Source organism: Rhodospirillales bacterium RIFCSPLOWO2_02_FULL_58_16 (genome assembly GCA_001830425.1).
In the GTDB taxonomy this organism is placed as follows: Bacteria; Pseudomonadota; Alphaproteobacteria; order Rhodospirillales; family 2-02-FULL-58-16; genus 2-02-FULL-58-16.
This window is the reverse complement of the sequence record MIAA01000050.1, coordinates 18,505-43,400: the sequence shown is the minus strand read 5'-3', so window position 1 is coordinate 43,400 and position 24,896 is coordinate 18,505. Positions and strand designations below refer to the sequence as shown.

Genomic DNA, 24,896 nt, shown 5'->3' with positions numbered 1-24,896 from the left:
AGTGAAACAGCTTTCAATACGGCTCCGTTATCTCTCAACAACGCCCCATCGCCCGCTGTCCGTATCAAAGACACACACCTTGCCGAGGGTTATAAGGTGAAGTTCGGACATCAGCGGCTTAAGGCGGTTGGGGCATATCCGTTTACAGCCGTGAGCAATGGCGGCGGCCGGTTGTCCTCTCGGCTTTCCTCCGTGGCGGAGCAAGGCCTGCAAGGCTTCCTGTTTGTATTTGTCCGGCGCCGTCCCCGTCTTCTGGGCGCCGTAGCGGCGGAAACCGCCCAGCGGAACATCGGCGGCGTAAAGAACCCCAAGTTTGAAGAATCTGGCCCAAAGCTCGAAATCCCCGGCGTAGCTCATGGAAGCATCCAGCGATCCGCCGGCCCGCTCCCACAAGGAGCGTCGCCAGAAGGTGGCCTCCTGCTGAATCCACCCCGTCGCCTGACGGCCCATGCCCGGCAGGTTGTCCCCCTTGAAGAAATCATCGCCGTTAAACGGCCCGCGCGGCGCACAGCGCACCGCCCGGCCCTTCTCGTCCCAGACCAGCGGATACATCGAGGTCAACCACTCCACTTCGGGGAGTTGCCGGAAAATCTCCGCCGCCACCGACAAGGTCCAAGGAGTGTATTTGTCATCGGAGTTCAACCAGCCCATGATCTCGCCGGTGGATTTTGCGAAGCCCTTGTTAAGGGCGTCGTACTGGCCGCCGTCCGGCTCGCTGACCCACCACGCCAGACGGTCTTCATATTTTTTAATAATGTCGAGAGTTTCATCATCGGAGCCGCCGTCGATCACGATGTACTCCAGGTCAAGACAGCCCTGGCCCACCACCGAGACGATGGTCTCTTCGATAAAGCGCCCTTGATTGAAGGAAGGCGTAACGATGGAAATCATCACCTGCTTTCCAGAATTTCCCTGAACCAGTCCAGATAGGCTTGCGCCTGCGTCTCCGCCCGGTAGGCGCTCACGGCCAGCCGTTCGGCGTTGGCGCCGAGCTTCCGGCACAAATCCCCGTCGGTCAAGAGCCGAACCGTCGCCGAGGCCATGGCTTCTTCGTCGCCGGGGCTGACCAGCATCCCCGTGTCCTTGCCGACGCGCTCGGGTACGGCGCCGACCGACGTCGCCACTACCGGCGTTCCGCAAGCCATGGCCTCGGCAATAGTCAACGAGAATGTCTCGACCCGCGCCGCGTGCAGGTACACATCGGCGGCCCGGTAGTAGGCGGCAACCTTCGCCGGATCACGTTGGAACGGAACGAAGCACAATCGAACGTCGCCGATCTTTTCTTCGGGGCCGTTATCGCCAAGGGCAATTAGGACCACTTCCTGACCGCCAAGTTTGTTGGCAACCCGCTCAATGGCGCCGCGCAATGTATTGTAGTCCTTCCACTCATTTTCGCGGATGGTGTTGGCGGCAAACAGAAGAACCTTGGCGTCGTCGGCGATGCCGAGGGAGCGGCGAACGCCGCCGCCGTCCGCCGCCTGAAAAAAACAATCATCAATGCCGTTGCCGATCACCCGTCTTTCAACAATCCCCGGCATCATCATGGACTGTTCCACCCGCTCCATCAGCCAGTTGGAAGGAGCGGCGACGTAAAGGCGGCTGCCGGTGTAAATATCCTGCTTGCGCCGCCAATTGTATGCGGTGGAGTCGCTCTTGACCGCCGGATAAATGCCAAGATCGGGACACGCGCCGCAGCCCGTCTTCCACCGCGTACAATCAAAGGAATGGGCGCAGTGGCCGCTTAACATCCAGCTATCGTGCAGGGTCAGAACCACCGGCAACGCCCTGGAAAGAACGGGCAAGGCGCAAAGGTCGAAGTAGTTGCCGTGAAGATTATGGCATTGGAGGATATCGGAACGCTCGGCAAGCGTCCTCGTGGACGGGAAATCAAAATCCTCGATTCCCCGCGACCGATTGCCTCTTGCTCCCGGTCTGGCCGCGTCACGCAACACCTGCCCAAGCAATCCGCAGCCCGGCAATCTTAATGATCCGATCGCCGTAGAGGCTTTCAAAAATGCGCCGGTTTCGGGGATGGCGAAAACATCCGGGTCATCGCCGAGCTTTTTCTTGACCGCAAGCCGCGCCCGGTTTCCGGCTTGGCGATAGCTTGCGTGCAAACGCGACGCCACCATCTCGGCGCCGCCGCCGACATCGAATGTGTTTACCTGAAGGATGCGCACTACAGGCCCAGAATGCTTTTTATGCAGCGGGGAGCGACGGCGGCCTCGCTCAACCGCGCCCGCGCATCGGCAAAAGTTCGCCGACGCATGTCGTCCAGTTCGGACGGGTCAAGTAATCGGGACGCCGATCCAATCAAAGCAACCGTGTCCAATTCAGCGGCGAGAAAACCGGTTTCGCCGGAGACAATGATCTCCCGGTTGCCTCCCACATCGAAAGCGACCATGGGAAGTCCGCACAGCGCCGCCTCCAGCAAAGCCATGCTGTAATTTTCCACCAGACTCAGACAAATGCCGAAAGAACAAGCCTTTATCCATGACAAATTTTCTTCACCGCTTACATTGCCGGGCATGAACCATCGAGCCTTGGGAGATACGGCGTGAAGGCGCTCGCCAAGCTCCGGCGGCACGGCGCCGGAAATATAAAAACCGACAGGCCCCCCGGCGGCCCCGCACAGGCCCTTGACGACATCGCACAGCATCAGCGCACCCTTGAACTTATTGCCCCCGGCCGGGATGTAGATAAGGGGAGCGTCCGCTTCCAGGCCCATATCCCGACGCGGGTCCGCCATCTCAACGCCGTCAAGGAAATCATCCTCAACAAGGTTCGGCGCAACCTCCACCGGGCCATTAAAGCGATGCGACGCCGAAAAAACTTCCTTCATGTAAGCGGAGGGGCAGATCACCTTGTCGATGGTTTTAAGAACACGATCCTCCAGCCGCATGGCTATGCGCGCGTCCCGCTCGGAATGGGGGCCAATCAACGGCAAGTCGAGAAAGCGCATGGGATTGTGATGGGCGATCAGCACCCAGCGGCATCCCTTGATGGGGCGGATGAAGAGGCCGGGCGCTCCATGATCGGGAAGGATAATAACATCGGGCCGAAATTGGGATAGATCACCGTTAAGCCGAAAAGCTCCCCATGCCCGCAACAGGATGTCGGCGAACTGGTAGGCGGCTTTTTCCCGGTCGAGAAAACGGAACAGCAGACTGTTGGCCCGACGGATGAGGCGCACCATCCATTGCGGGCTTCTGCGCCTGACTACATCCTTGGCGTCTCCCCCTTGATCAAAGCAGGCAAACGCCTTGACCTCATACCCGTTCTTTTTGAGTACGCGGGAAAGATGGTAATGAGAACTGGCGATGCCGCCGCCCCAGGAAGGCGGAACCATGTCCGAAACAATGGCGATGCGTTTGCTCACCGGGTCCTAAGACGCCTTGTCAAGGCTCGGCGCTGCTCGCCGGTGGCGTAATGATGATCGGCCCTTAACGGACTGTCCTCTTTGACAAAGGCGATGTCGGCCTGGGCCAACGCGCCGTCCAGGGGCCGGTGAGACAATCCGAAAATGTCGTAAACAACAAACCCCCTGGATTTCATATGCGCGATCACGTCATAAAAGATCGGAGCGCCGGCGAAGAACGACAGGAAAGATGCTTCGAGAATAAGCAGCTCGGTATTTTTCAATGTCTCCCCGGCGCCGTAAAGAACATCCAGTTCACTGCCCTGCACATCCACCTTGAGCAGGTAGGGAGACAACGCTCCCGCGTTCTTGACCAGATCATCAAGCGGCGCCGTCGAAACGGAGCGCGGAACGCCGTTGACATCGGAATCCTCATCCTCGCGATAAAATGATGACCCCACCAGATCAGGATGGACATTGAGCGTCATTTCCCCCGACCGGGAAGCGGCGGCGATGAGGATATGCCGGGAGCGGGACAGCTTCGAACACACCTTATCCAGATAAGGCGTGTATTCCTTCAGCGGCTCGATCAACAGATAACCGGCGTTGGGGAATATCCTGGAGCATATCTCGGTAAATCGCCCGTGAGCGGCGCCGACATCAATCACCTCCGCCGGATTCACTCCCATCTTCTTGGCATGTCTGAGTACGCCGGCAAAGGAGGAGCGTCCGTCTTTCCGATGCAGTTCGTAACCATGAGAGCCGATCATTTTCAACAGCAGGGATTTTACCATTCAGACTCTCCCCGGAAAAAACATCGCATAAACGGAGCGCGCCAAGGCCGTTGCGGAGCGGGAGCGAACCGCCGCCTCCAGCATACGCCGAACCGCCGTCCTGCGTCTTGCTCCATCCAAATCCTTCAAACGACGAGCCAGCCGCGAGGCGGCGTCCTTCCATACGGATGGAGCGGAAAAACGACCGGCCCGCTTCAAACAGCCGTGAAGGGCGGCATCTACGGCGCCCGGTTGCCGGGGGAAATCATATCCGGTCATCAGCCAACGCAACCCCGCCAACTCATCTTCCGGCACATTATCAAATGCCCGCTTCAGGGCGCGAATGCTGACGACACGCGCCGCCTCGGCCTGCTCCTTGGCGCGAAGGGAGGTAATAGACTGCCGGTGCGCGCAAAAGCGAAGCAGAGGCTTTGGCTCGTAAACAAACTCAAGGCCGCGAGTCAGGCACCTGTCCCAAAGATCATAATCCTGGGCATAGCGGAATCCTTCGTCGTAGCCGCCCGCATCAATTATGGCTTGGCGGCGGAACATCGCCGCCGAATGAGCGCCGAAGGCATTGTCAAAGAGAACCCGCCAGCGAACCAGCGGCCAATCCGGTTCCCGCCGTTCTTTTTCCCCGCCCGTCGCTTCATCGGCGATCAGGCAGCGGCAGAAACAGATGGAGGCCCCGCTCCGGGCCAGGGCCTCGACCTGGGCCTCCAGACGACCGGGCAGGGACTGGTCATCTACATCCATGCGGGCGATAAATTCACCCCTGGCCATTTTTAGGCCGATGTTGAGGGACGCCGTCAGGCCCAGATTATCGGCGTTGCGACGGGTAATGATGCGCGGGTCGGTCAGGGAAGCAAGCATCTCCGCCGTCTTGTCGCCGGAACCGTCGTCGATGATGATGAACTCGAAACTCGGTCCCGTCTGCGCAAGAACGCCGGCGACGGCGTCGGCCAGGAAAGCCTCCCCGTTATGAACGGCCATCAGCACGCTGACGGTCGGCGCCGTCACTTCAACCGCCCCTCCTTCCGGTCCAGGATCATCGAGAAAAACAGCTCCGCTTCTTCCTGACTGCCGTCGCCGTCATGTCCTACCGACGGATGTACGCGAAGGCCGTACCAGCCCTTGCGGCGATTGTAGATTTCCAGCAGGCGAAAGGCATGGTCGGCAAAAGGATTAACGTGATCGTATTGATTCTGGATCAGGAACATGGGAGGCAGGGTTTCACTATTCCCGGCGATTTCCAGCAAGTCCGGCATGTTATCGCCGCGCAGATAGGCATAGGGGTTATCGGCGACATCGCCGCCGTAATCGTCAATCTTGGCATTAAGATCAACCTGCGGATACAAGACGTAAATGCCGTCGCAGCCGTAGCGTATGCCGTGGTAAAGAGCGCCGAATCCGCCCATCGAGCCGCCCGTGCAGAACCACGGCAGCCCCGGCGACTTGTCGCGAAAACCGGCAATCAATTCCTGAATCATTTCAGCGACGAAGCCGTCGCCTTTTTCACCCCAGAACCAGCTTCCCTGACGTTTCCAGCCGAAAGTATCCCAGGGAGCCAGCACGTCAAAATGTTCCCACGATTTCATTATCCCCAAATGCCGAAAGGCGTTATGGCCATGGAAGCGCACGACCAGCCCCCGACTTTTGCCCTTGGCCGGCAAAAATACATGACGCAGGAACTTGCCGTCTTTCTCGAAAACCAGCGGATAGGCGGCGTCTACATGCGAAGCGTCAAACATCATCGGCGTAGAGCGGATTCTGATTTTCTCCCGCTCGTGGACGGCATCCACATCGGTAGCAAACAGGCCTTCCTTTTTAACGCGGGCCAGCGGCAAAATATCCTTGCCGGTAAGCAAAAAGCGCACCAAGGCCTGACGGAGTCCCTCTTTCAGGCCATTGTCACGCACCAGTTCGGCGACGCGCCCGGCATATCTGAAATATTTATAATCCATCAGTTCTTGACCCCGACCACGTTGCCTATGCAAAGCACGTCCATGTCGGTCTTCATGAACGTCTTTACCGCATCCGCCTCGGTTTCAACGATAGGTTCATTATTATCGTTGAAGCTGGTGTTGAGCAGTATGGGAACGCCGGTCAGCTTATCAAAACGGCTGATGAGTTTGTGTAAATCCGGGTTGCGCTCCTCATCTACGGTCTGCACCCGCGCCGTTTTATCGACATGAATAGCGGCGGCGGCGTCATCAACAGCCTTGTCCTTGGCCTTAACGGTGAAGGTCATGAACGACAGGTCGGCGACGCCTTCGGGAAAATCGAAATAATCTTCGGCTTTCTCGGCCAATACCGCCGGGGCGAAGGGGCGGAACCATTCCCGGTGCTTGACCCTTTGATTAATGATGTCCTTCATTTCGGCCTTCCCGGGATCGGCCAAAATACTGCGATGACCCAATGCCCTGGCCCCCATCTCGGAACGTCCCTGAACCCAGCCGATGATCTTTCCCTCGCTGAGAGCCTCTGCGGCGTAACCATGAATATCGTCGACGACGAAAGGCCTGATCCCGGCTTTTTTCATCGCCTTGGCGGCGGCCTTGTCGGAACAGGTTCCGCCGAAAAATACCGTATCCAGTTCAAAGAACCGGGGAACCTTGATCTCGGCATGTACATAATAAAGGGCCGCGCCCAACCCGATCCCCCTGTCGGACGCCATGGGCAGGGCGTAGATGCCCTTGAAGGCGCCGCTTTCAAGAAGGCGACCGTTCAGCGATGAGTTCATCATCACCCCCCCCGACACGACCAGAGCATCGTGGCCGGTTTTACTTTTGCCGTTAAGGCAAACTTCGCCGATTACATGCTCCAGCATCTTCTGCACGCTTGCCGCCAGATTGTTGTGATCCTTGGTCAACGGTTCGGGCGTTATGCGCCTGGGTCCGTAATCATCAAGGAAGCGGTTGGTGAGAATTTGGGTGTTGAGGTAGCCGCCTTCAACGGCGAGAGTGGAACTCTGACTCTTGAGCCGGTCGGAAAGAATAATGTTTCCATCGGCAGTCACCCGGATTTCATTCATATAGTCGTCAAACACCGTCGGCTCCCCATAGGGGGCCAGCCCCTGGGTCTTGCCCTCCGCCCCGTAGCCGCCGAGGCCGAGGTGATAGGTCGCCCGCAGGTATTCAAGGCCGATGCTGTCGGCGTCGCTGATCCTGGTCACCTCGCTTATATTCATGCCGTCGCCGGAGGCGATGACCCCGGAAGAGCCGTCGCCGAAACCGTCGATGGAAACAATCAGCGCCTTGTCATAAGCGGATGAGTAGAAGGCTCCGGCGGCATGGCAGAGATGATGATCAACCTCTACATGCCTGGCCTTGGGCAATTCATTTTTCAGCCATTCCTTGACCTGGAAGGGATCGGCATGGCCGTGAACCACCACGTCGATCTTTCGCGGATTGATGCCGAGGCTGTCGCAGACCACGCGAACCGGCGCCATGACCTCGGCTTCCCCGCGCACCACATGGTGTTTGCTCCTGGAGAACCGCTCGGCCTCGGCCATGGCGACGCGCTTGCCGCCGACGTCGATCAGACAGCAATTATAGTCATGCATATAGCCGCCGACGCCGAGAACGTACATTAATGACTTCCTTGCTTTATCGGAGTTGCTTCCGCCCATATCTCACCCCAGCGGACTTCCTGATGGATGATCGCAAGGCCGGCCTCGGCCATCTCTTCGGCGAAAGATTCCAACGTATATTCCGTTTCATGAGTAGGGTCTAATCGCCATTCCACGCCCAGTTCCTTCTTCAAGGGAACCCGCCAGTCACGCTCGAACAGAGGAACCCTGAGAAGAAAGCGTTCGGCGCCGGTAACGTCTGCAACGCGGCTGAGGAAGCGGATTCTTTCGGTCAAGTGCTCAAGCAGGTTGGACATGATCACCACGTCAAACCTCTCCCCCGGAAGGTTTTGCACGGCGTCTCCCACCAACCATAAAACGGGAGAGTCGGGAAAGCGACTCTTGGCGATATCAATTTTTCCACTATCTATTTCCAGGGCGGTAACGGAGCATCCGGCGCGCATCGCCACATCATGGGCCAAATTACCGGCGCCGCACCCTATCTCCAGAACACGCTCGGCCCGGTCAAGACGATCAACAAAAAAATCGTGGTAACGGGTAAGGCGGTGTTTAACATGCACCCCTTCTCCATAACGTTCGGCCAGCCGTCCGGCCAGATTGTACAAGACTCCATCAAGGCGGAACAGGAAACGCAAGCCTTCATCCGGCGCCATCTTCATTGTCCGTCGGTTGACCAGATCGGCGATCAGGGTCTGGAGTTGGGCGGCAGGCAGAGTCGAGAGGAAAAACCCGAGAAAGCCGCCGATAAGGCGTCTTAACCTTCGCATTGACCACAAAGCTCCCGCAACAAAGCCCACTCCTTTTCAACAATCATATTCAGTGAATAATTGGCGACGACATGGGCGCGGGCATTGCTTCCCAGCGCTCCGCATAACTCCGGATTCCCCAGGATAAAAGTGATGGCTTCCCGGATCGCCTGATGATCAATACCACTGAGCCAACCGGTGACTCCATGATTAATGACTTCGCGAATTCCCGGAGAATCGCCGCCGATGACGGGAAGCCCACAGGCCATGGCCTCGATCAGCGCCTTGGGATGACCCTCCCAATGCGATGGCAGAATGAATACCTTGGCGCGTGACATAAGTTCGGGAATGTCCTTACCCGCCATCCGCTGAACCCAACAAAGGCGATTCCCTTGGTCAGTTTGGGCTTGCTCGACCGGTCCCCGCAGAGGTCCATCACCGACAATGGCGACGGTCGCCTTCATAGGCGCCACCGCCTTCAGCAGCTCCTCGATATTCTTCTGTTCGGCCAAGCGACCGATGAACAGGACATCTATATCTTTTTTTGCATCCCGGTCGGGGCGAAACAGGTCCGTGTCTACATAGTTGGGGATCACGGTCGTTTTAGACCCGGCTTGCGGCAAACGACGCGCCACGTCATCGGCCATGGCTTGGGTCGTAACCACCACGCGCCGGGCGGCGGCGAAAAGGCTGACCTCCATGGCCAGGGCGGTATTGACGCCGGCCTTGCCGGCAAGGGAATCCGACAGTAAATAGCCGCACCGCACAATCAACGGCTTGCCCCACAGGCGGGCGGCGCGAAGGGCCGTAAGCCCCCCGTTGATCTGATTGGTCTTCAGCACATTAGATCGGCGCAGCCATGATCCATGCAGCCAGGGAATCAGGCGCTCATACCAGGAAGCGGGAAGTCGCCACCGGTTGCACATGATCTTTAGTCCCGGCAAATGGTCGGCGTAAGAAAGTTCAGAAGGTCCGCCGTAACTGACTATGCCGACCTTCACTTTCCGCTCCTGAAGCCGCCGGTATAAAGCCAGCTCCCGGTCGATCATCCCGGCTTTGTCCCATGCTTCAAGGGACATGCCGCGAGTCATGAACAGCGTCAGCCGCATAGGTTAAGCGGCAGCAGTCGCTTCACTACCGACAAATATTGTTCGACCATCCGGGCGCCGGAAGGAGGGTCGGCGAGAACCTTGGAACGCAGCATGTCATAGTTATCCTTCGCCTCAAGGATGGCCCCGCGCACATTGTCCGTAAAGCCGATGCCATACCGCTTGCCGAACTCGACGATGCCGCCGCCGTCCTTGTGGTAAATGAGGGGCAGGCCGCACTGAGCGCCTTCGATGTGATGCATGCCGCAAGGCTCCCAAAGAGAGGCGGTCAGGTAGGCGTGATGGGAGCGCAATAATTCAGCCAATTTTTCACCCCTGGTCGGTCCATGCAGTTTTGCCGAGCGCCAGCGAATATCGCTCGGCCACCTGCCGATGACCGATAATGCAACATCCGGCAATTTCCCGTCGGCGATCATCCGGTCCACTTCCCGGTAGACCTTGAAACCTTTCATCCAATTGTCGGACCAATGGTGGGTGACCAGACGAAATGGAGAGCGAGCCTCGTCCGTCTCTCCGCCGGGAAAAAAGATCGCCGGATCGGCTCCGTTGCCGATGACCATATGCGGCCGCGACGGATCAAACCAGCGCTCGACAAAATAATCCCTCAGCCATTCGGAGATAAAAACCGTAAAATCGACGATGGCGTTGGCCTCGCCGAGAACCTTATCAACGCCCGTGGTGCCTTTGCGTTGGTCGCATTCATTGACGCGATGGATGATGGGAACATCCGGGCGCCTCTCCTTAAAGGAACGGATCGCCGCCATTTTGAAAGCCGTCGGACTTTCGGCCCTCGGATCGATAAGGAGAATGCAGCGGACATCCTCGTCAAGCCTAAAAACGACCGAATAGCCTTCCGCCGACAGCCGCCTCTCAAATTGCTCGACGAATTGATTGCCGCCGCCCCACGGACTGCGGCGCGGCTTCAGGTTGATGGCGACCTTGGGTCCGCCATGTTGCCTGAACCTGCCGGCAAAATCCCTTGCAGCATTCCAGACCATTATTCGCCCAATACGGGAGCGTAAAGTTCGCTCATGTAACGATCAGCGATGCTGCCCCAGCCGTAATCGGCGACACGCTTCAATCCTTCGTCCACCACCCGCTCCCTGAAGCGTTGATCATTGATCAATCTCAGCGCCCCTTCCGCCAGAGCTTGAGTATCTTCCTGCGCGACCATCACACCGTTGACGCCGTCGATCATGAGGTCGGCGCACATGCCGACGCGGGTAGAGGCCAGCGGCACGCCGCAAGCCCAGGATTCCAAAAGCGCCTTTGGCCCCCCCTCGCAGCGCGAAGCAATAATGTAAAGATCGAGAGCCTGATAATAACGAACAATGTCACGATAATCGTCCAGCATTTTATGAATATAGGGGACGCCGATCTTATCCAGCCCCGCCTTGACGTAGCCGCGTGACGGGCCGGTGAGCAGGACGAAAAGACGAGGGTGTTTGCCGGCCATGACGCGGATGGTTTCAAGAAATACGTCAGGCCCCTTGATCAGTTTCGCTTCCATGCCCTCGCCCCATCCCACGCCGTCTTTCTGGAACGAGCCGATAACCATGACGTCATCAGGCAGTCCGATCTCGTTACGAATCTTTTTCTTTTCTTTGGGAGAAGGAGGACAAAAATGCCCCAACTCGACGCCGAGAGGAATAACCGCCAATTGTTCGGGCGGCAGGCCCATGTCCAGTAACGGCATCCTGGTTAAAGCGCACGGCACGACTATTTTTTCCGTTTCTCCGGCGACGCGAGCAAGGATATCAAAATGTGGGGCCAGTTCAGGATCGGTAAGCTCGCCATGAAACCAGGTGAGAAAAACACGGTTATACAAATGCAGGGAACGGCTTGATTTATGCAGGAATTTATAGCGCGAACCGAACTGGATTATCTGCCCCTTTAAGCCGTCGACTCGGCGAATGATTTCCGTCTTCCGGCCATGACGATCACGCAGCCCATCGGTGATGTAGCGCCCATCCCACAAGAACGACCAATCGGCGTCATCAATGACATAATAGATGCCCGGTCGCCTTCCCGGAGCGGCGAGTCGACCAAGCCGCCATCCCAAGCGGGCGCCGAAAGAGCGGCTCAAGGGCGGATCAGGTCGAAAAATGCCAGCCCCCCGCCGTCCTGTTGTTCCAATCGGTCAACCAAGGGAACGATTGCCGCGCCCGGCAGACGTATGTAAAAACGCCGGAACGCCGGAATAAGTATCCACCGCCCCAATGCTTTTTTGAAGACAAATGAGGGTAAGGCGAATATCACCAGGAAGTCGCATAAGGTGCAAAGATTTTGCGGATGGTAAAGTCTGCTCGTGGACACCCGAAAACCTGCTTCCTTGAATATATCACTCCATCCTGCAACGTCGTGAACGTTATAGTGCCGCCAAAACCGATTATAAAATGAACGGTAACGACCTGCGAGTCGCGTCAGTCCCACCCCTTCCAGAAGACGAGACGCCACCGAGTAGCGCTCGAATCTATCCGTCGGAACCGTGACATAAAAATGTCCGCCCGGCGCCAACAAACGATGAACCTCCCGTAACGTCGGCCCCAGGTCGATAATGTGTTCAAGAACGCTGTTGCTGAAGACAGTCTGAAAGGCGCCTTGGTCTTTCGGCACATCGTTACCCTTGCAGGCGATCAACTCCTTGTACATACCCGTACGCGCAGCATTATCGATTTCCGCTTGATCCGCATCGATTCCGGCATCAATAAACTCATTGAAAAGGATACCGGCAAAAACGCCGTCCCCGCACCCCATATCCAGGATCGGACGCGCAAACGGCAGCTTGCTGAGAATGCGACATTCCTGCGACCGTTCAATGGACAACGCCATAGGCGCCGCTGAAAGATAGCGAATCAGGAAATTATCATTAAATTTCAATGTGTCACACCAACTCGCTTTTTATAAATTAGCGTCATGGCCGGGCTTGACCCGGCCGTCCACGTCTTCAACTTGTCAGCAAACAAGACGTGGATGCCCGTGACAAGCACGGGCATGACGAAGTGGTATCACTTCTGTCGGTCGAGGGCGGATCGGAAAACGCCGCAGATGTGATCAATGGTGCGGTCGTCAAGGTCAGGATAGGTCGGCAAGGAAATGATACTGCCGGCGATTTTCGATGCAACCGGAAGTTCGGGACAATCATAGGGAGGCATGGCGCTCAAAGCATGAAAACCCGGACGGGTTTCTATGCCTTTCAGAGCCATATCCTTAATGATTTGATCACGATCCGCACAGTTCATCTGAACGGCATAGGTCCACAGCACAGGTTCCACCGCCCGTTCAAAATGCTGCGCCTTTATCCGGCGATCTCCGGCCAGATTCTTTTTATAAGCAGTATGAACCCGGTGACGCTCACGGAGAATGTGATCAATATTTTCCAACTGGGCGCAGCCTAGGGCCGCTTGCAGGTTGGTCATCCTGAAATTGTATCCTACCACGTCATGCCAGTAGCGTTTTCCCCTGCGCATACCGTGGTCACGCAACAGCATCATTTTTTCATGCAGTTCCCGGTCATTGGTCAGCACCATTCCGCCCTCTCCGGTGGTTATGGTCTTGGTCGCGTGGAAGCTCAGGGCGCCGAGAGCGCCGATGGCGCCGGCGTAACGACCATCGTATTTGGAAAAAACGGCCTGAGCGGCGTCTTCGATAACGATGATATTTTGTTCTTCGGCGAAGGCGGTAATCTCCTTCATGGCGGCGACATTGCCGTACAGATGAACCGGAATGATCGCCTTGGTTTTTGCCGTAATCAGCGGCGCCGGAACTTTGGGGTCAAGCAGCCAAGTGGCGGGATCTACGTCGGCGTAAACCGGCGTCGCCCCCACCGCCAGCACCATGTTGGCGGCGGCGACAAAGGTGTAGCCGGGAACGATCACCTCATCGCCGGAACCGACGCCGGCGGCAAGCAGCGCCAGATGCAAAGCCGTCGTGCCGCTGGAAACGGCGACGCCGAAGCGAGACCCCATTATTTCGGGTAACTTACACTCCAAACGCTCGACATAAGGCCCGCCGGAAATCCAGGTGGAGTTCAGGGCGTCCATCACATAATCCTTCTCGTTCCCGAAGAAGGTCGGCTTGGCCCACGGGATTTCGATTTTCAACGCCTATGCCTCACTTTAGTTCCCGGACAAAACACTAAACCTTATTGTCAGACGATGGCGCCGGCGTTGCAACGAACAATAAAAATATCATTACGCCTCAGCCGGGCGACAACATCATAACCAAGCTTTTGAAGGTATGCCTGTGGTCGTGGATTAGGCTTTTGAAATTGACCCAGACAACGTTCATGGCCGCGCACTTTCAATTCTGCAAGCGATCTCATCAGGCATTGATGCGCCGACAGGCTGGCTAAAAAATTTCCCGGCTCGGCGATCCACGCAATGAGTTCTGCTGAAATATCGGTATCGGAGAAAATTTTGGGGACATAAAACATTGTCTCAAAAATAACGATCAAATCCGATGGATGAAAGAGGCAGCTTAAAAATACGCGCAGTTTTCGCATAAATGGAAGTCTTGATAACCGTTTACGCACCATTCGCCAATCGGTCGTGCTGACTTGAAATGCGACAAGACGCCCCTGATGCTCAGAGGCGAAGCCTATAATATCGGCGCCGTCCAAAAGAAGCGCATACACGCACGAAAGATGCTTGATTCCCATGCGGCCGTTGATCGACCAATTCAAGGCGTGAGCGTGAAGCTCCGCCATGGCGGGAATATCACCTACGGTCAGAGATCGAATCAGCACATCATCCCGCGTTAATTAAGAATCGATTCCAATCCGATGGCGGCACCGGTTTCCCCATGTGAAATGCCTTGGTAATTACAACAGTTTCGCCGGACCCACACGAAATAACAGGCCCTGTTTCACAGACATCGACAATCTTTCCGGGGGCTTCAGAACTGATCACTTCTCCACGTCTAAGCTTTTTGATAATAATGTCACCATTCAGGCTTCTCCAAAGCGGTTGGTAGGTTGGCGATGCCAAGGGTTCATAATTTGCGGCGCGCACGAAATTAATAAGTTTCTCCGCCGGCCAAGACCAGTCGATTGTTCCATCAAGAGCGTGTCGATGAAAATAAACGCGCCTTTGTGAAATATCCTGTGATCGACATGAAAGAGCGGTTCCTTTCAAAATATCGTCCAGAACATACAAAAGGCATTCGGCGCCGATATTCATGGTTCTCATAAAAAGAGAAAGGCCGGTATCCTCATCTTGAATTGCCGTTCGCACCTGCCGGATGATCGGTCCGGCGTCGATATCGGAATCCATGAAATGAATGGTGGCTCCATGCAACCGCTCGCCATTACGGATTGCCCATTGATGACAATGAAGACCGGCGTAGTTCGGCAGAAGAGCAGGATGCATGTTCAAGGCCCGCATTGGAAAGCGGGCGATAACTTCCTTGGAAATTAACGTAACGCCATTGATATTTATGAGCCAATCCGCATCCGCTACAGAGGGAAAAAAGGCCGCTCCGGTCAGTATCGCCGGATCAAGCAGCTCTACATTCCTGCACTTTGCCAACTCTATGGCTTTAACGGAAGCATGTGATCCGGCAACGTAGCCCGCAACCCTCGCATTCGACTTGGAAAGTAAAAAGTTAAGAACATTAAAGGCAGGGAATCCTTCGCCGACGACAAGAAACGAAACCATTACCCTAACCCGGCGACAAACCTGGAAAATGACTCAGGAGTCTCCAAATCATCGGTAGTCGCTTCACCGAAATCGATTTCCTTGCCTAATGTCACCGTCAGGTGAGATACCAATTCTACGATGGCGTATGAATCGATAGCATCGTAAATCCTGGTCGATGGCGTAATAGACTGAGACCGTGAGCTTCCTACGGCGGAACGCATATACCCGATTATGGCTTCACAGACCTCGTCTTGAGTCATGGCGCCATCTCACGAAACATCGCTTCAAGCGTTTCATAGTTAGTTTTACCATTCTCGGTCAACGGCATCTTGTTCAGCCGAAACAGGCGGCGCGGAATCATATAAGACGGCAAATCAGCCTCACATGCGCCTTTAACATCATCCTCAATGAAATCATCAACGGTTTCTACATAGGCGACAAGATAATCAGCCGTCTTGCTTTCATTCATGCAGGGAATTACCGCCGTAAACTCCGTCTTCAAATTACGACGCAGAACAGCCTCGATTTCAGTCAGCTCTACGCGATAGCCTCGAATCTTCACCTGGCGCGTCAGGCGTCCTTTGTAAATCAAGCCGACGCGGGCGTCGTAGCTGACCAAGTCACCCGTACGATACCAGCGTTCGGAAACTTTGCCTGAAAAAGTTCGTTCAATAAACTGCCTTTTTGTCATCTCGTCATCTTGCCAATAACCCTGAGCGACCTGGATGCCGCCCAAAAACAATTCGCCTATCTCACCGGGCGGCACAGGTGTCGGCGTTTCATCGCAAACGGCGACTTCCAGGCCCGGAAAAGGTTCGCCAAGCGGCAAGATAGAGAAGTCGACGCCATTGCTGCATGAATAGCCTGTAAAGGCGACGGTCGCTTCAGTCGGGCCATAAAGATTATCGACAACGGCATTCGGCGCGGCGGCGCACCAGTCTGAAGCCAACTGTCCCGAAAAAGGCTCGCCGCAAAAGACGCTGACCCGTAGTCCTTCAAAACAGCCCGGCTTCAATTTATTGAATTGCTTCAAATAGGCCACAGCCGAGGGTACGGAGGTCCATCCGGTTAATGCGTGTCGGCGAACAAAATCATCCGGCAACATCAATTCCCGCTCCGGAACGCTGAACAATGACGCGCCGCTTGCCCAGGCGACAAACAAGTCGTGGACGGACAGATCAAAACTGAGTTCAGGCAAATGAATCAGGCGATCATCCGAACAATACCCATACCGCTCAATCATAGCTTGAGAATAAGCCATGACATTGGCGTGACTGATAACAACCCCCTTCGGCACACCCGTCGATCCGGATGTAAACATGATATAAGCGGTATCCGATGATTGCGCCGTCGGCTTTAATTCACCCTGGTTTAAAAAGTCCGAACGGTAATAAAAACGGTGGCGGGGACACCGGCGCGTCCACTCCGGGGCATCATTGTGATCGGGCATCAGGACGCGCATCGAATTCCTGCACCGCTCAAGCAACAAATGCGCCATAGAGGAACATTTGCCGTCTATAACGATAGATGTGGCTTCGGACTGATCAAGAATCGTTTCAAGCCTGTGTATAGGATGCTTCGGGCTTAGAGCTATGTAGGCATGGCCGGAAAGCAAGCACCCGGCAATACCTGCATAGGCCGTCCGGCTTCGATGTGCAAGAATGGCGCAATTTTGCGGGGTTGTCCGGGCGTTTAGACTCAAAACGTGCGCTATTCCCAAGGCGGCTTTTTGCAGGTCGCCGTAAGAATAAGTTCCTTCCTCGGCCCACAAGGCAAGTCGTCGGCTGAAGCGCTCTGATGTTAATAGAAACTGATCGGCAAGGTTCGATGCGCGATTACGTTCCTCTTTCGAGGCCGGTATTGACGTCGGCGAATCTACCATCGTCCCGTCGCCCTGAGATAGATGATCCTGAAAACCTCCATTGTATACTTGGCAAAAATGTTAAGAAACCTTGTTTTAGGCTCCCCTCCTAAACGGTTTCCATACATCACGGGAATCTGAACATGGCGCAAGCCGAGACGTTGGGAGAGAAGCAGCAGACGAAAAAAATAATCGCCATAGCCCCAAAAAATCTTGTCAAAGTCCAGTTTCTCCAAGGCCTCGCGCTTTATTGAAAACAGGCCGCCCAAGTTATCGTCGATGCGGGTGCCGAGAACCAGACGCATAAAAAGGTTATAACAGTAGCTGAGATAGTAACGTAACCGGCTTGAACTGGTCCCGCCGCCGAAGGTAAATCTTGACCCGATCACCAAGTCGGCGTGGCGGGTAAAGTCATAAAGAATCGGCACACATTCAGGCGGGTGGTTGAAATCCGTATCCATAACCACGACAACTTCGCCGGCGGATTTTTCAATGCCGACGCGAATGGAATTGGCCAGCCCTCTATTCTCGGTGCGGACGACGACCTGAACGCGGTGGTCTCCGGAGAAGACTCGACGCACAGCCTCGGCCGTGCCGTCCGGGCTGTTATCGTCAATGACGATAATTTCCAGCCCCTTTACAACCCCATCCATGACTTGAAGCAGTCGCTCCACCAACGCAACAATGTTTTCGCGCTCGTTATAAGCGGGCAGGACAATGCTGAGATCAGTCATAAGAAAAGCCGATAATGAACGAATAGAATATAAATATGTTGAACCTCAAGTGTGATACACGCTATCAAAATATAATTCCACTAACCAAAAAAAACGACCATGAATCTCCTGAAAAAACTACCGAAATCGCCGAGCCTTCCTCTCGCACTGCTTGGCGCAGTCTTTTTGCTGACCGGCCTTTCCCTCGCCGGATTGATAAAGAATCTGCAATTCTCCGGGCCGGAGTACGAGTACTTAAGAATACCATTTTTCAATGATTTTATTGACAGCATTATTGGAGCTATTAATAGAAAACAGCGAATAGGACGTGAATTATTTTGGATTATTGTTTTTAAAACTTTTGGATTTAATAGAATAGCTTTCTTTCTTGCTGTAATTTTTCTTCATGTAATTTCTTCAATTATGTTCGGGCTTTGTCTGCTAAGGGCGTTCCCGCAGCGTCCCTTCTTCGCCGCCGCCGCCGCCATGTTGGCTTTCACAATGCCTATGCCCATGGCGATGAACTACTACGCAATGAATACGGCCCCTCTTTCTTTGCTTCTTTTCTGGATTTCAATTTATTCGCTACAAACTTGGGCCAAGCATAATGCTTCATTGCTTGTTCTGGCGGTTTCATGCGTACCCTATATTTTATCATTTACCGTCTACGAAAATGCCGTCCTTTTCATTTTTGCCGCCCCTTTTTTCGTGATCCCAATATTGGCCGAAAGATGCGCCGGGAAGCTTGGTGAGCAATTCACCACATCGGTTGTCAAACTGGGCGTCGCCGTTTTCCTAGCGTTCCTTGTTGTCCTGGGCCTTAGATACGGCCTTCAATTCGGGGATGTCGCCAGCACCATTAAAGGATTACCCAAGGCTGACGCCATTGCCGCCTCCTTATGGAACACCGGTGGATACCTTGTCGCGCCGTTCCATGGATTATTTTCCCTTGATCGGCCGGCCATGGCCTTCGGCGCGGCGTTCACGGCATTAAGCGGCAGTTTGTTGCTCGGCCTTCCTGATTACACCGAGGATACGGCATTCGGCATAAACCGATTCCTGCAAGGCGGATGGTGCCTCTCGGGTCTCGGCGCCGCTTTGTTTGTCCTCGGGATCACGCCATATCTAATGGCCGGAAATTATGCACCTTCGGTTTCATGGGATATCGGCGCCCCCCGTATTTTTTCCAGTAGTGGATATGGGATCGCCGTGCTGATGGCATTGATCCCGACGCTCTTTAAAAAACGTTTTTTCCAGACTTTGCTAAGGATCGGAGTGGTGGCATTAGCCGGCGTTTGGGTGGCATTCTGGGTTGGCCTGCGCCATGACTGGGAAACGGCGGCAGATATCCACTGCGACATGTGGAAAGGTTTTGTGGAACAAGTTCCCTACGTTTCCGGCAATACGACATTTCTGTTTACCGACCTCCGTCATAACGTAGGAATCGTTCCTGTTTTCGACGGCTCAGATAGTCTGATGGTGTTTATGCAGATGTTGTATACGACGCCCGAAATGATGGGCCGGGAACATATTTACGCCTATCACTCCGAACCGCTTTTGCAGAGCGGCAACAACGAAAGCTACTTTTCGACCGTCACCGACGAAGGACTGACAACGCCGCTAAGCAAATTTACCCCCGACCACCCCATCATCCCGCCGGATAGCCTTGTTCTGGTCGCCAGGGAAGGCCGCCGACTTGTCATCACCGATAAGATAACCGCATCTTCCGGCGCTCACGCCATTCATTGGCAAGGCGTTAGCGAGATACGCACCAACTTCAGCCGTATTCTTCCGGCGCCGGCCGACGCCCCTTCCATTAAGGAGCGGTTGAAGCAGGTCGGCTCCAGATGCTGATCCCGCTATTGTCTTATAAATCATCTTGTGAGCCGAACTGGGCCGTGTACAGGTCATAAAATGCGCCGCGCCGGACCAACAAATCCTTGATGTTCCCTTCTTCAACGATCCTGCCTTTGTCCATGACGATGATGCGGTCGGCTTTACGGATGGTAGACAGACGGTGAGCGACAATGATCGCCGTGCGATCTTTCAGGAATTTATCAACGGCTTCCTGGATAAGGCGTTCTGATTGACTGTCCAGTGAACTGGTCGCCTCATCAAGGATAAGAATTTCCGGATTTCTCAGAATTGCCCGCGCCAGGGTGACGCGCTGCCTTTGCCCCCCGGACAACCGGACGCCGCGATCCCCGATGAAGGTATCGTACCCCTCGTCCCATTGTTCAACAAATTCATCGACATGGGCGATCCGCGCCGCCCGGATAACATCGTCCTCGGCAACCTCCATGTCCACTGCCGCATAGGAAATATTATCACGAACGGAAGCGTTAAAGAGGATCGGGTCCTGCGTCACGACGCCGAACAACCGCCTGTGTGACGCCTGCCTGAACTCCCGCAGGTTGACCCCGTCCAGCAGGATATCGCCTTCATCAGGATCGTAAAAGCGCATCAGCAATTGCAGCAGCGATGTTTTCCCCGCGCCGCTGGGACCGACCACGGCAAGCACCTCGCCCTTATGCAAGGTCAGGTTGATGTTGTGAAGGGCCGCTTTGTCGGCTTGGTAACAAAAAGATACATTCCTGAACTCAATCGTGGATTTGAACCCATTAACCGTCTTGGCCCCGTCATGAACGGTCGCCTGCTCTTTAAGTATTTCCAGAACGCGAACCGACAATCCGCGAGCCTTGTAATAATCCATAATAAACCTGAGAAGCTTGCCTGTCGGCTCCTGGGTCCGGGTGGCGGAAAAGAAGAAGACAAGAAGCGTGGCAAGTTCTATCGAACCGTCGATCAGCATCACCACGCCCAAGGTCGCTATGGAAACGCCGGCAATGCTTTGCAGGATCGTCTGAATCGTGTGATCAATATTACCGAGTAATTTTTGATGGTAGTTATATTGGGCGGTGTCATCCACCATGCCGCCGATTACGCCGTGTTCATAACTCTCCATCCCGAAAGTCTTGACGATGGCGATATTGGCGAGAACTTCCGTTATCTTGCCGGCGGTTTTGCCTTTAATGCGGCCGGAGCTGATAATATTTTTACGAATCTTTTCAGCAAAAAATCTGGAAACAAGGGTCTTAAGCGCAAAAATTACCGTGGCCGCCAGGGTCAGCTTCCAGTTAATCACCACCAATAATGCCCAGTAAAAAATAAAAAGCGGCAGTACGGTCAAGATCATGCTTACCGTACTGAAAACGACATCCGACAAAGCAGTGGTGTCGCCTATGATCCGCGAGGCCAGATCACCGACCTGCCGGCGATGGAAAAATTCCATGGACAGGTTGGATACATGATGAAACATGTCCTTCACGACGGCGCGGGACGTATAGTTCTTGGCGATCAATAATGTTTGTTCTGACAATAGCTGGGTGAGCCTGCTAAGAATAACTATCAATAAATACGCCGCCGAGACAAAGATGATGCTGACAACAATCCCGTATTCGACGGAAAGTTGATCGGCCAGGCTCCCGATTTTCATCAGGATGCTGTTGATATCCAGCCCGAGAATCATATCGCCGCTCGGCTGCTTCGCGCCGGCGAAGATATCTCCCTTGCCGAAATTTTTCATGATCAGTTGCGGTATGGCGGCGAACAGACCGAGACTTAACAGGTTTAGGACCGTAACCAATACGGCCGCGCCGGCGGCCAGCGCCGTATGCCCCCAATACGTCAAGGCATAACGTCGGGTGAACGTCCAAAGGCTATTCAAAAAATTACTCTTTTGTTCCGTGTTATGGAGATTTCTTGGAATTCACAAGGCTGCCGGTCTCGACCGCATTTGAAAGCTGGTAACCCTCCGCCTTGTCCATCAAATAAACGTGTAACCGATCATGGTCGCTTTCCCACCAGTCGGATATTTCGTTAATTACCCGATCAACGACCTCCCTATTCTGCTCGAATTTATCAAGCATGGTTTCGTATAACTCTTCACCCCGAGTATCATCATCAAAAATAAACCCCTTCCGCCAGTCCGGCGCTCCGTAAAACAGGCCCGCAAAAACTTTAGCGCGGAAAGCTGCATCATCCATATCCATGTCCGACCACCACGCTTTACGCAACGCATGGATATACGCCTCGCGATTCTTGGGAAAATGCACAAAACCGAAATCGTGATAAAATCCTCGGTCAGCGACCATGACCGGCTTGCCGAGGGCGGCACCCTCAATGCCGATCGATCCATGGTAAGTTATCATTGCGTCAACGCAGTTGATAAGTGATTTCCCCTGCCAATCTTTTTGCGCATGACGGACATGAACGGCTATAGGATCGGGCAAAATATCATCCAGGGTGGAGCCTTTGTACCAAGCATCGCAGGGATGAGCCTTGAACAGCCAGTTCACGTCCGTAACCTCGCGGGCAACGGCGACGGTTGCCCCGATCCAATCCAGAAAATCCCGAAATTGGTTCATTCCATAGGTATGGGGATAATCAAACCAGTTGGATGCATATACGACGACAATCGGCAGGTCAGGGTTCCAGCCGAATTTCTCAAGGATATCTTTTCGTTCAACATGTTTTTTACGCTTTTGGTAGGCGTAAATTCCCCCGATATCGGTCGTCTCCCCCAAAAATCGCTTTTTAAGATATGCATCGCCGATCTCGGCCAGAGCTTTTACTTTGTTCGGAATCATAAAATTCAGGTCTTTGTTTTTAGGGACGTCAAAGTAATCATAAAAATAAGATTTACCGGTGATTTTCTTGAATCGTTCTGTCCCAAAGCGTCCGCCTAAAAAAATCGCCGGTATATTTTTTTGAGCCGCAAGCATGCCAAGAGTGGCGGAAAAGAAACCGGAGAGATGTGACAGCAAAAGCAGTTGGGGCCGAATCCTGTCCAAAAGCTCCATATTATTATCGATAATCCGCAGTATCGTGGCGACATAGCCCTCTATTTTGGGATCAGAAAGATCGATACACGGCATCCTCTGTTTTTTGAGGATTGCGTCATACATGACTATATCGGCGGGCAGGTCATATGGAAGGCGCCAGCTCAGAATGTCTCCCGGAGCGTTGGTTTTTGCGAGCAAGTCGCACGCCTTGGTCAGAAACCTTTCGTCAATGGCCGTATCTTTATATTCCTCGATTCGCGTTATCCCCAGATTATTAAGACACTTGGTTGTGATCTCGTTTCTCGGCGGGGCGACGACGGCGACTTCGTTGCCGGAAACCACGCCCAAGGCTGCACGAAAAAGAGACAACCGCGCCCAATAATTCGGATTATCCCAGGTGGCGTCGATAAGAACCGCGCCTTCAAGCCGGCCCGGCCTGTCCGCCAGGCGCCGGAAATAGTATTCGACCTCACGGCGCTTCCCCGCCAAGCGCCGCCGGCGCCGCAACCTTTTCAAATCAAATTCCAGAAAGGCGTTGACGGCCTGCTTAATTCTCGTTCGGCCAAGAAAAAACGGCGGCTTATCCGGCGATCTTAAAAACAAATCAACCCCTTGTCCCACAGGACTGTAGAATCATTTATCGGCATCGGCTTTTGACATTAACAATCTTCCCTTGGCCCGCTGAACCGGGAACGGGGGCGCAAAACCGACCTGCATATATGCCGTCAACTTCATGGCCGTTGAGCAGAAATTGCCGTGGCCGCACGGCTTCAATCTTCATCGACGCCGCCGCCATAAGGGCCAGCATCGGGCGGTTCTCGGACATTGTTCCTGCCGTTATCTTACGAAGACCAAGAACAGTCAGGGCGTGTTCACATGCCAAACACCACGCTTCCCGCCCCAATCCATAACCCCGCGCCGATCCCTCGCCGATCATAATCGCGATATCGCCGACTTTATTTGGATGATCAACGTAAATCGTGATGTTACCGATATGACAACCATCCGTTTGTCTCATGATCGCATAAAATTCATGCCCGCCATCCGCCATTGAGGTAAAATAGGAAGCACAACTATTCAGGGTGTGGCGGCGGTGTCGATTCTCGCTGTAACGAACTGTCTCGGGATCATTAAGCCAGCCGACATAACGATCCGTCAGGAGTGACGCAGTGAACCGTTCCAGCCGGATTCCGACTCCTGACACAATTACTGACGTCACTCTATGCGTCATTTTCCTTCTCAATCGCCGATAATAACCGTGCGCCGGCGTTGTTCACCACTTCATAAACGACGCCGGCGTCGGGCCGGATATCGCCGCCGGCCAGGGCGCTCTTCAGCGCCCGGCCAAGCTCGTCTTGATTTGACGCCACCGTCACGCCGGGCAATGTATCGAGTCTGGGGTTGCCCCCGGCCGGCCCGTCAGGCTGCATGGTGATTACGGGAATGCCGAGAAAATTCGCCTCGATCAGGGCTATGCTGTGAATGCCGGTCACCACATCCGATTTTATGAAAAGCGCCTCGGCATCGTCTTCGCCGGCGATCTCGATCTCCACATGTTTTACATTCTTGAAATGATCGCGCCACCGCCGCCATGTTTCAGCCTTTTCCGTCGGATGAGGTTTGACCGTAAAACAGGCCGGCCCGATCCCGCCCAATGCGCGAACCATTTCACCGGCAGCCCAGAACTGGTCCTTGGCAAACCCCATGACCTCGCGGATCGGTTCAGAAAAGAATGTCAGCCGGGGAGTTTCCGCCCGTGTTCGTCCCTTACGCAACGCCGTCGTGCGGCCCAAACGCTCTTGCAGGTGAGGGTGGCCGACAACGTGAATGCGCGCCCCGCACCACCCCTCCGCTTCGATCCGCCGCCGACACCATTCGTCAATGACGCAGATCGCGTCGGGAAGAATCTCCGCGCCGGAGGCATCAATGAATCGGTTATGGAAATTAACCCATGAATCGATGACGGCGATGGTGGTAACGCCGCGCTCAATGCCAATTCGCCACAGGCTGCGCTCCATTTCCGAAGCGCGGCTTGTGCCGGTGATGATCAGGTCAGGAGCTGTTTCCCCGACAGCCGAGGCCAACGATGTGAGTTTATCGCAATCCTTTGCCGTCATGCCGCGCCAGGCGGCAAGCGCCGGGCCGTCGGCAAAGGGAAAAACCTCGTGCCCTGCCCTTATCGCCAAAGGCATCACCGGCGCCAGCATATTGGCGCCGCCGATGTCATGGGCCGCGAACATGAACCTGGCCATTTTATACGA

At 54.6% G+C, this 24,896-nt stretch carries 23 protein-coding genes; 2 read left to right on the top strand and 21 right to left on the bottom strand.

Going from position 1 to position 24,896, the window contains the following annotated elements; genetic code table 11:
- Positions 1-27: 27 nt before the first annotated feature.
- From A3H92_00335 to A3H92_00250, 18 genes are all read right to left on the bottom strand, one after another.
- Positions 28-891, bottom strand: coding sequence for a hypothetical protein (locus A3H92_00335; protein ID OHC73496.1), 864 nt, complete (start codon positions 889-891; stop codon positions 28-30).
- Positions 891-2,180 carry a hypothetical protein gene (locus A3H92_00330; GenBank protein ID OHC73495.1) on the bottom strand — a complete coding sequence of 430 codons (1,290 nt, stop codon included), beginning with the start codon at positions 2,178-2,180 and terminating at the stop codon, positions 891-893. The genes A3H92_00335 and A3H92_00330 overlap by 1 nt, the downstream gene beginning before the upstream one ends.
- Positions 2,180-3,379, bottom strand: a complete 1,200-nt coding sequence (locus A3H92_00325) for a hypothetical protein (GenBank protein ID OHC73494.1) — start codon at positions 3,377-3,379, stop codon at positions 2,180-2,182. The genes A3H92_00330 and A3H92_00325 overlap by 1 nt, the downstream gene beginning before the upstream one ends.
- Positions 3,376-4,152 (bottom strand): hypothetical protein, encoded by a 777-nt coding sequence (locus A3H92_00320; protein ID OHC73493.1) that lies wholly within the window; start codon positions 4,150-4,152, stop codon positions 3,376-3,378. The genes A3H92_00325 and A3H92_00320 overlap by 4 nt, the downstream gene beginning before the upstream one ends.
- Positions 4,153-5,151: a hypothetical protein gene (locus A3H92_00315; GenBank protein OHC73492.1), complete on the bottom strand. Its 999-nt coding sequence runs from the start codon at positions 5,149-5,151 to the stop codon at positions 4,153-4,155. It abuts the gene before it with no gap.
- Positions 5,148-6,095, bottom strand: coding sequence for a hypothetical protein (locus A3H92_00310; GenBank protein OHC73491.1), 948 nt, complete (start codon positions 6,093-6,095; stop codon positions 5,148-5,150). Before A3H92_00310 ends, A3H92_00315 begins: the two co-directional genes overlap by 4 nt.
- Positions 6,095-7,723, bottom strand: coding sequence for a hypothetical protein (locus A3H92_00305; GenBank protein OHC73490.1), 1,629 nt, complete (start codon positions 7,721-7,723; stop codon positions 6,095-6,097). The genes A3H92_00310 and A3H92_00305 overlap by 1 nt, the downstream gene beginning before the upstream one ends.
- Positions 7,723-8,490, bottom strand: a complete 768-nt coding sequence (locus A3H92_00300; GenBank protein OHC73489.1) for a hypothetical protein — start codon at positions 8,488-8,490, stop codon at positions 7,723-7,725. The genes A3H92_00305 and A3H92_00300 overlap by 1 nt, the downstream gene beginning before the upstream one ends.
- Positions 8,478-9,578: a hypothetical protein gene (locus A3H92_00295; protein ID OHC73488.1), complete on the bottom strand. Its 1,101-nt coding sequence runs from the start codon at positions 9,576-9,578 to the stop codon at positions 8,478-8,480. The genes A3H92_00300 and A3H92_00295 overlap by 13 nt, the downstream gene beginning before the upstream one ends.
- Complete coding sequence (locus A3H92_00290; protein ID OHC73487.1) at positions 9,569-10,576, bottom strand: hypothetical protein; 1,008 nt, start codon at positions 10,574-10,576, stop codon at positions 9,569-9,571. Before A3H92_00290 ends, A3H92_00295 begins: the two co-directional genes overlap by 10 nt.
- Positions 10,576-11,334, bottom strand: coding sequence for a hypothetical protein (locus A3H92_00285; GenBank protein ID OHC73532.1), 759 nt, complete (start codon positions 11,332-11,334; stop codon positions 10,576-10,578). Before A3H92_00285 ends, A3H92_00290 begins: the two co-directional genes overlap by 1 nt.
- Positions 11,335-11,660: 326 nt before the next feature.
- The gene (locus A3H92_00280; protein ID OHC73486.1) at positions 11,661-12,458 is read right to left on the bottom strand and encodes a hypothetical protein; all 798 of its coding nucleotides are present in this window, start codon (positions 12,456-12,458) and stop codon (positions 11,661-11,663) included.
- A 128-nt stretch (positions 12,459-12,586) separates the two neighbouring features.
- The gene (locus A3H92_00275) at positions 12,587-13,621 is read right to left on the bottom strand and encodes a spore coat protein (GenBank protein ID OHC73531.1); all 1,035 of its coding nucleotides are present in this window, start codon (positions 13,619-13,621) and stop codon (positions 12,587-12,589) included.
- Positions 13,622-13,728: 107 nt separating this feature from the next.
- Positions 13,729-14,325: a hypothetical protein gene (locus A3H92_00270; GenBank protein ID OHC73485.1), complete on the bottom strand. Its 597-nt coding sequence runs from the start codon at positions 14,323-14,325 to the stop codon at positions 13,729-13,731.
- A gap of 1 nt (position 14,326) precedes the next feature.
- Entirely contained in the window at positions 14,327-15,235 is a 909-nt protein-coding gene (locus tag A3H92_00265) for a hypothetical protein (protein ID OHC73484.1), read from the bottom strand.
- The gene (locus A3H92_00260) at positions 15,235-15,477 is read right to left on the bottom strand and encodes a hypothetical protein (GenBank protein OHC73483.1); all 243 of its coding nucleotides are present in this window, start codon (positions 15,475-15,477) and stop codon (positions 15,235-15,237) included. Before A3H92_00260 ends, A3H92_00265 begins: the two co-directional genes overlap by 1 nt.
- Positions 15,474-17,078 carry a hypothetical protein gene (locus A3H92_00255; GenBank protein ID OHC73530.1) on the bottom strand — a complete coding sequence of 535 codons (1,605 nt, stop codon included), beginning with the start codon at positions 17,076-17,078 and terminating at the stop codon, positions 15,474-15,476. The genes A3H92_00260 and A3H92_00255 overlap by 4 nt, the downstream gene beginning before the upstream one ends.
- Positions 17,079-17,092: 14 nt before the next feature.
- Positions 17,093-17,812 carry a dolichol-phosphate mannosyltransferase gene (locus A3H92_00250; protein ID OHC73482.1) on the bottom strand — a complete coding sequence of 240 codons (720 nt, stop codon included), beginning with the start codon at positions 17,810-17,812 and terminating at the stop codon, positions 17,093-17,095.
- A gap of 165 nt (positions 17,813-17,977) precedes the next feature.
- Here A3H92_00250 and A3H92_00245 point away from each other — a divergent pair, with 165 nt between their 5' ends.
- Positions 17,978-19,645: a hypothetical protein gene (locus A3H92_00245; GenBank protein OHC73481.1), complete on the top strand. Its 1,668-nt coding sequence runs from the start codon at positions 17,978-17,980 to the stop codon at positions 19,643-19,645.
- Between the two features lie 13 nt (positions 19,646-19,658).
- On the opposite strand, the gene A3H92_00240 is transcribed toward A3H92_00245, so the two are convergent.
- Positions 19,659-21,482 (bottom strand): hypothetical protein, encoded by a 1,824-nt coding sequence (locus tag A3H92_00240; GenBank protein ID OHC73480.1) that lies wholly within the window; start codon positions 21,480-21,482, stop codon positions 19,659-19,661.
- Positions 21,483-21,540: 58 nt separating this feature from the next.
- The gene (locus tag A3H92_00235; protein OHC73479.1) at positions 21,541-23,256 is read right to left on the bottom strand and encodes a hypothetical protein; all 1,716 of its coding nucleotides are present in this window, start codon (positions 23,254-23,256) and stop codon (positions 21,541-21,543) included.
- A 112-nt stretch (positions 23,257-23,368) separates the two neighbouring features.
- Between A3H92_00235 and A3H92_00230 the strand changes: the two genes are divergently transcribed.
- Complete coding sequence (locus A3H92_00230; GenBank protein ID OHC73478.1) at positions 23,369-23,689, top strand: hypothetical protein; 321 nt, start codon at positions 23,369-23,371, stop codon at positions 23,687-23,689.
- Positions 23,690-23,855: 166 nt separating this feature from the next.
- Here the strand turns inward: A3H92_00230 and A3H92_00225 are convergent, their stop codons facing one another.
- Complete coding sequence (locus tag A3H92_00225; GenBank protein OHC73477.1) at positions 23,856-24,887, bottom strand: hypothetical protein; 1,032 nt, start codon at positions 24,885-24,887, stop codon at positions 23,856-23,858.
- Positions 24,888-24,896 lie beyond the last annotated feature (9 nt).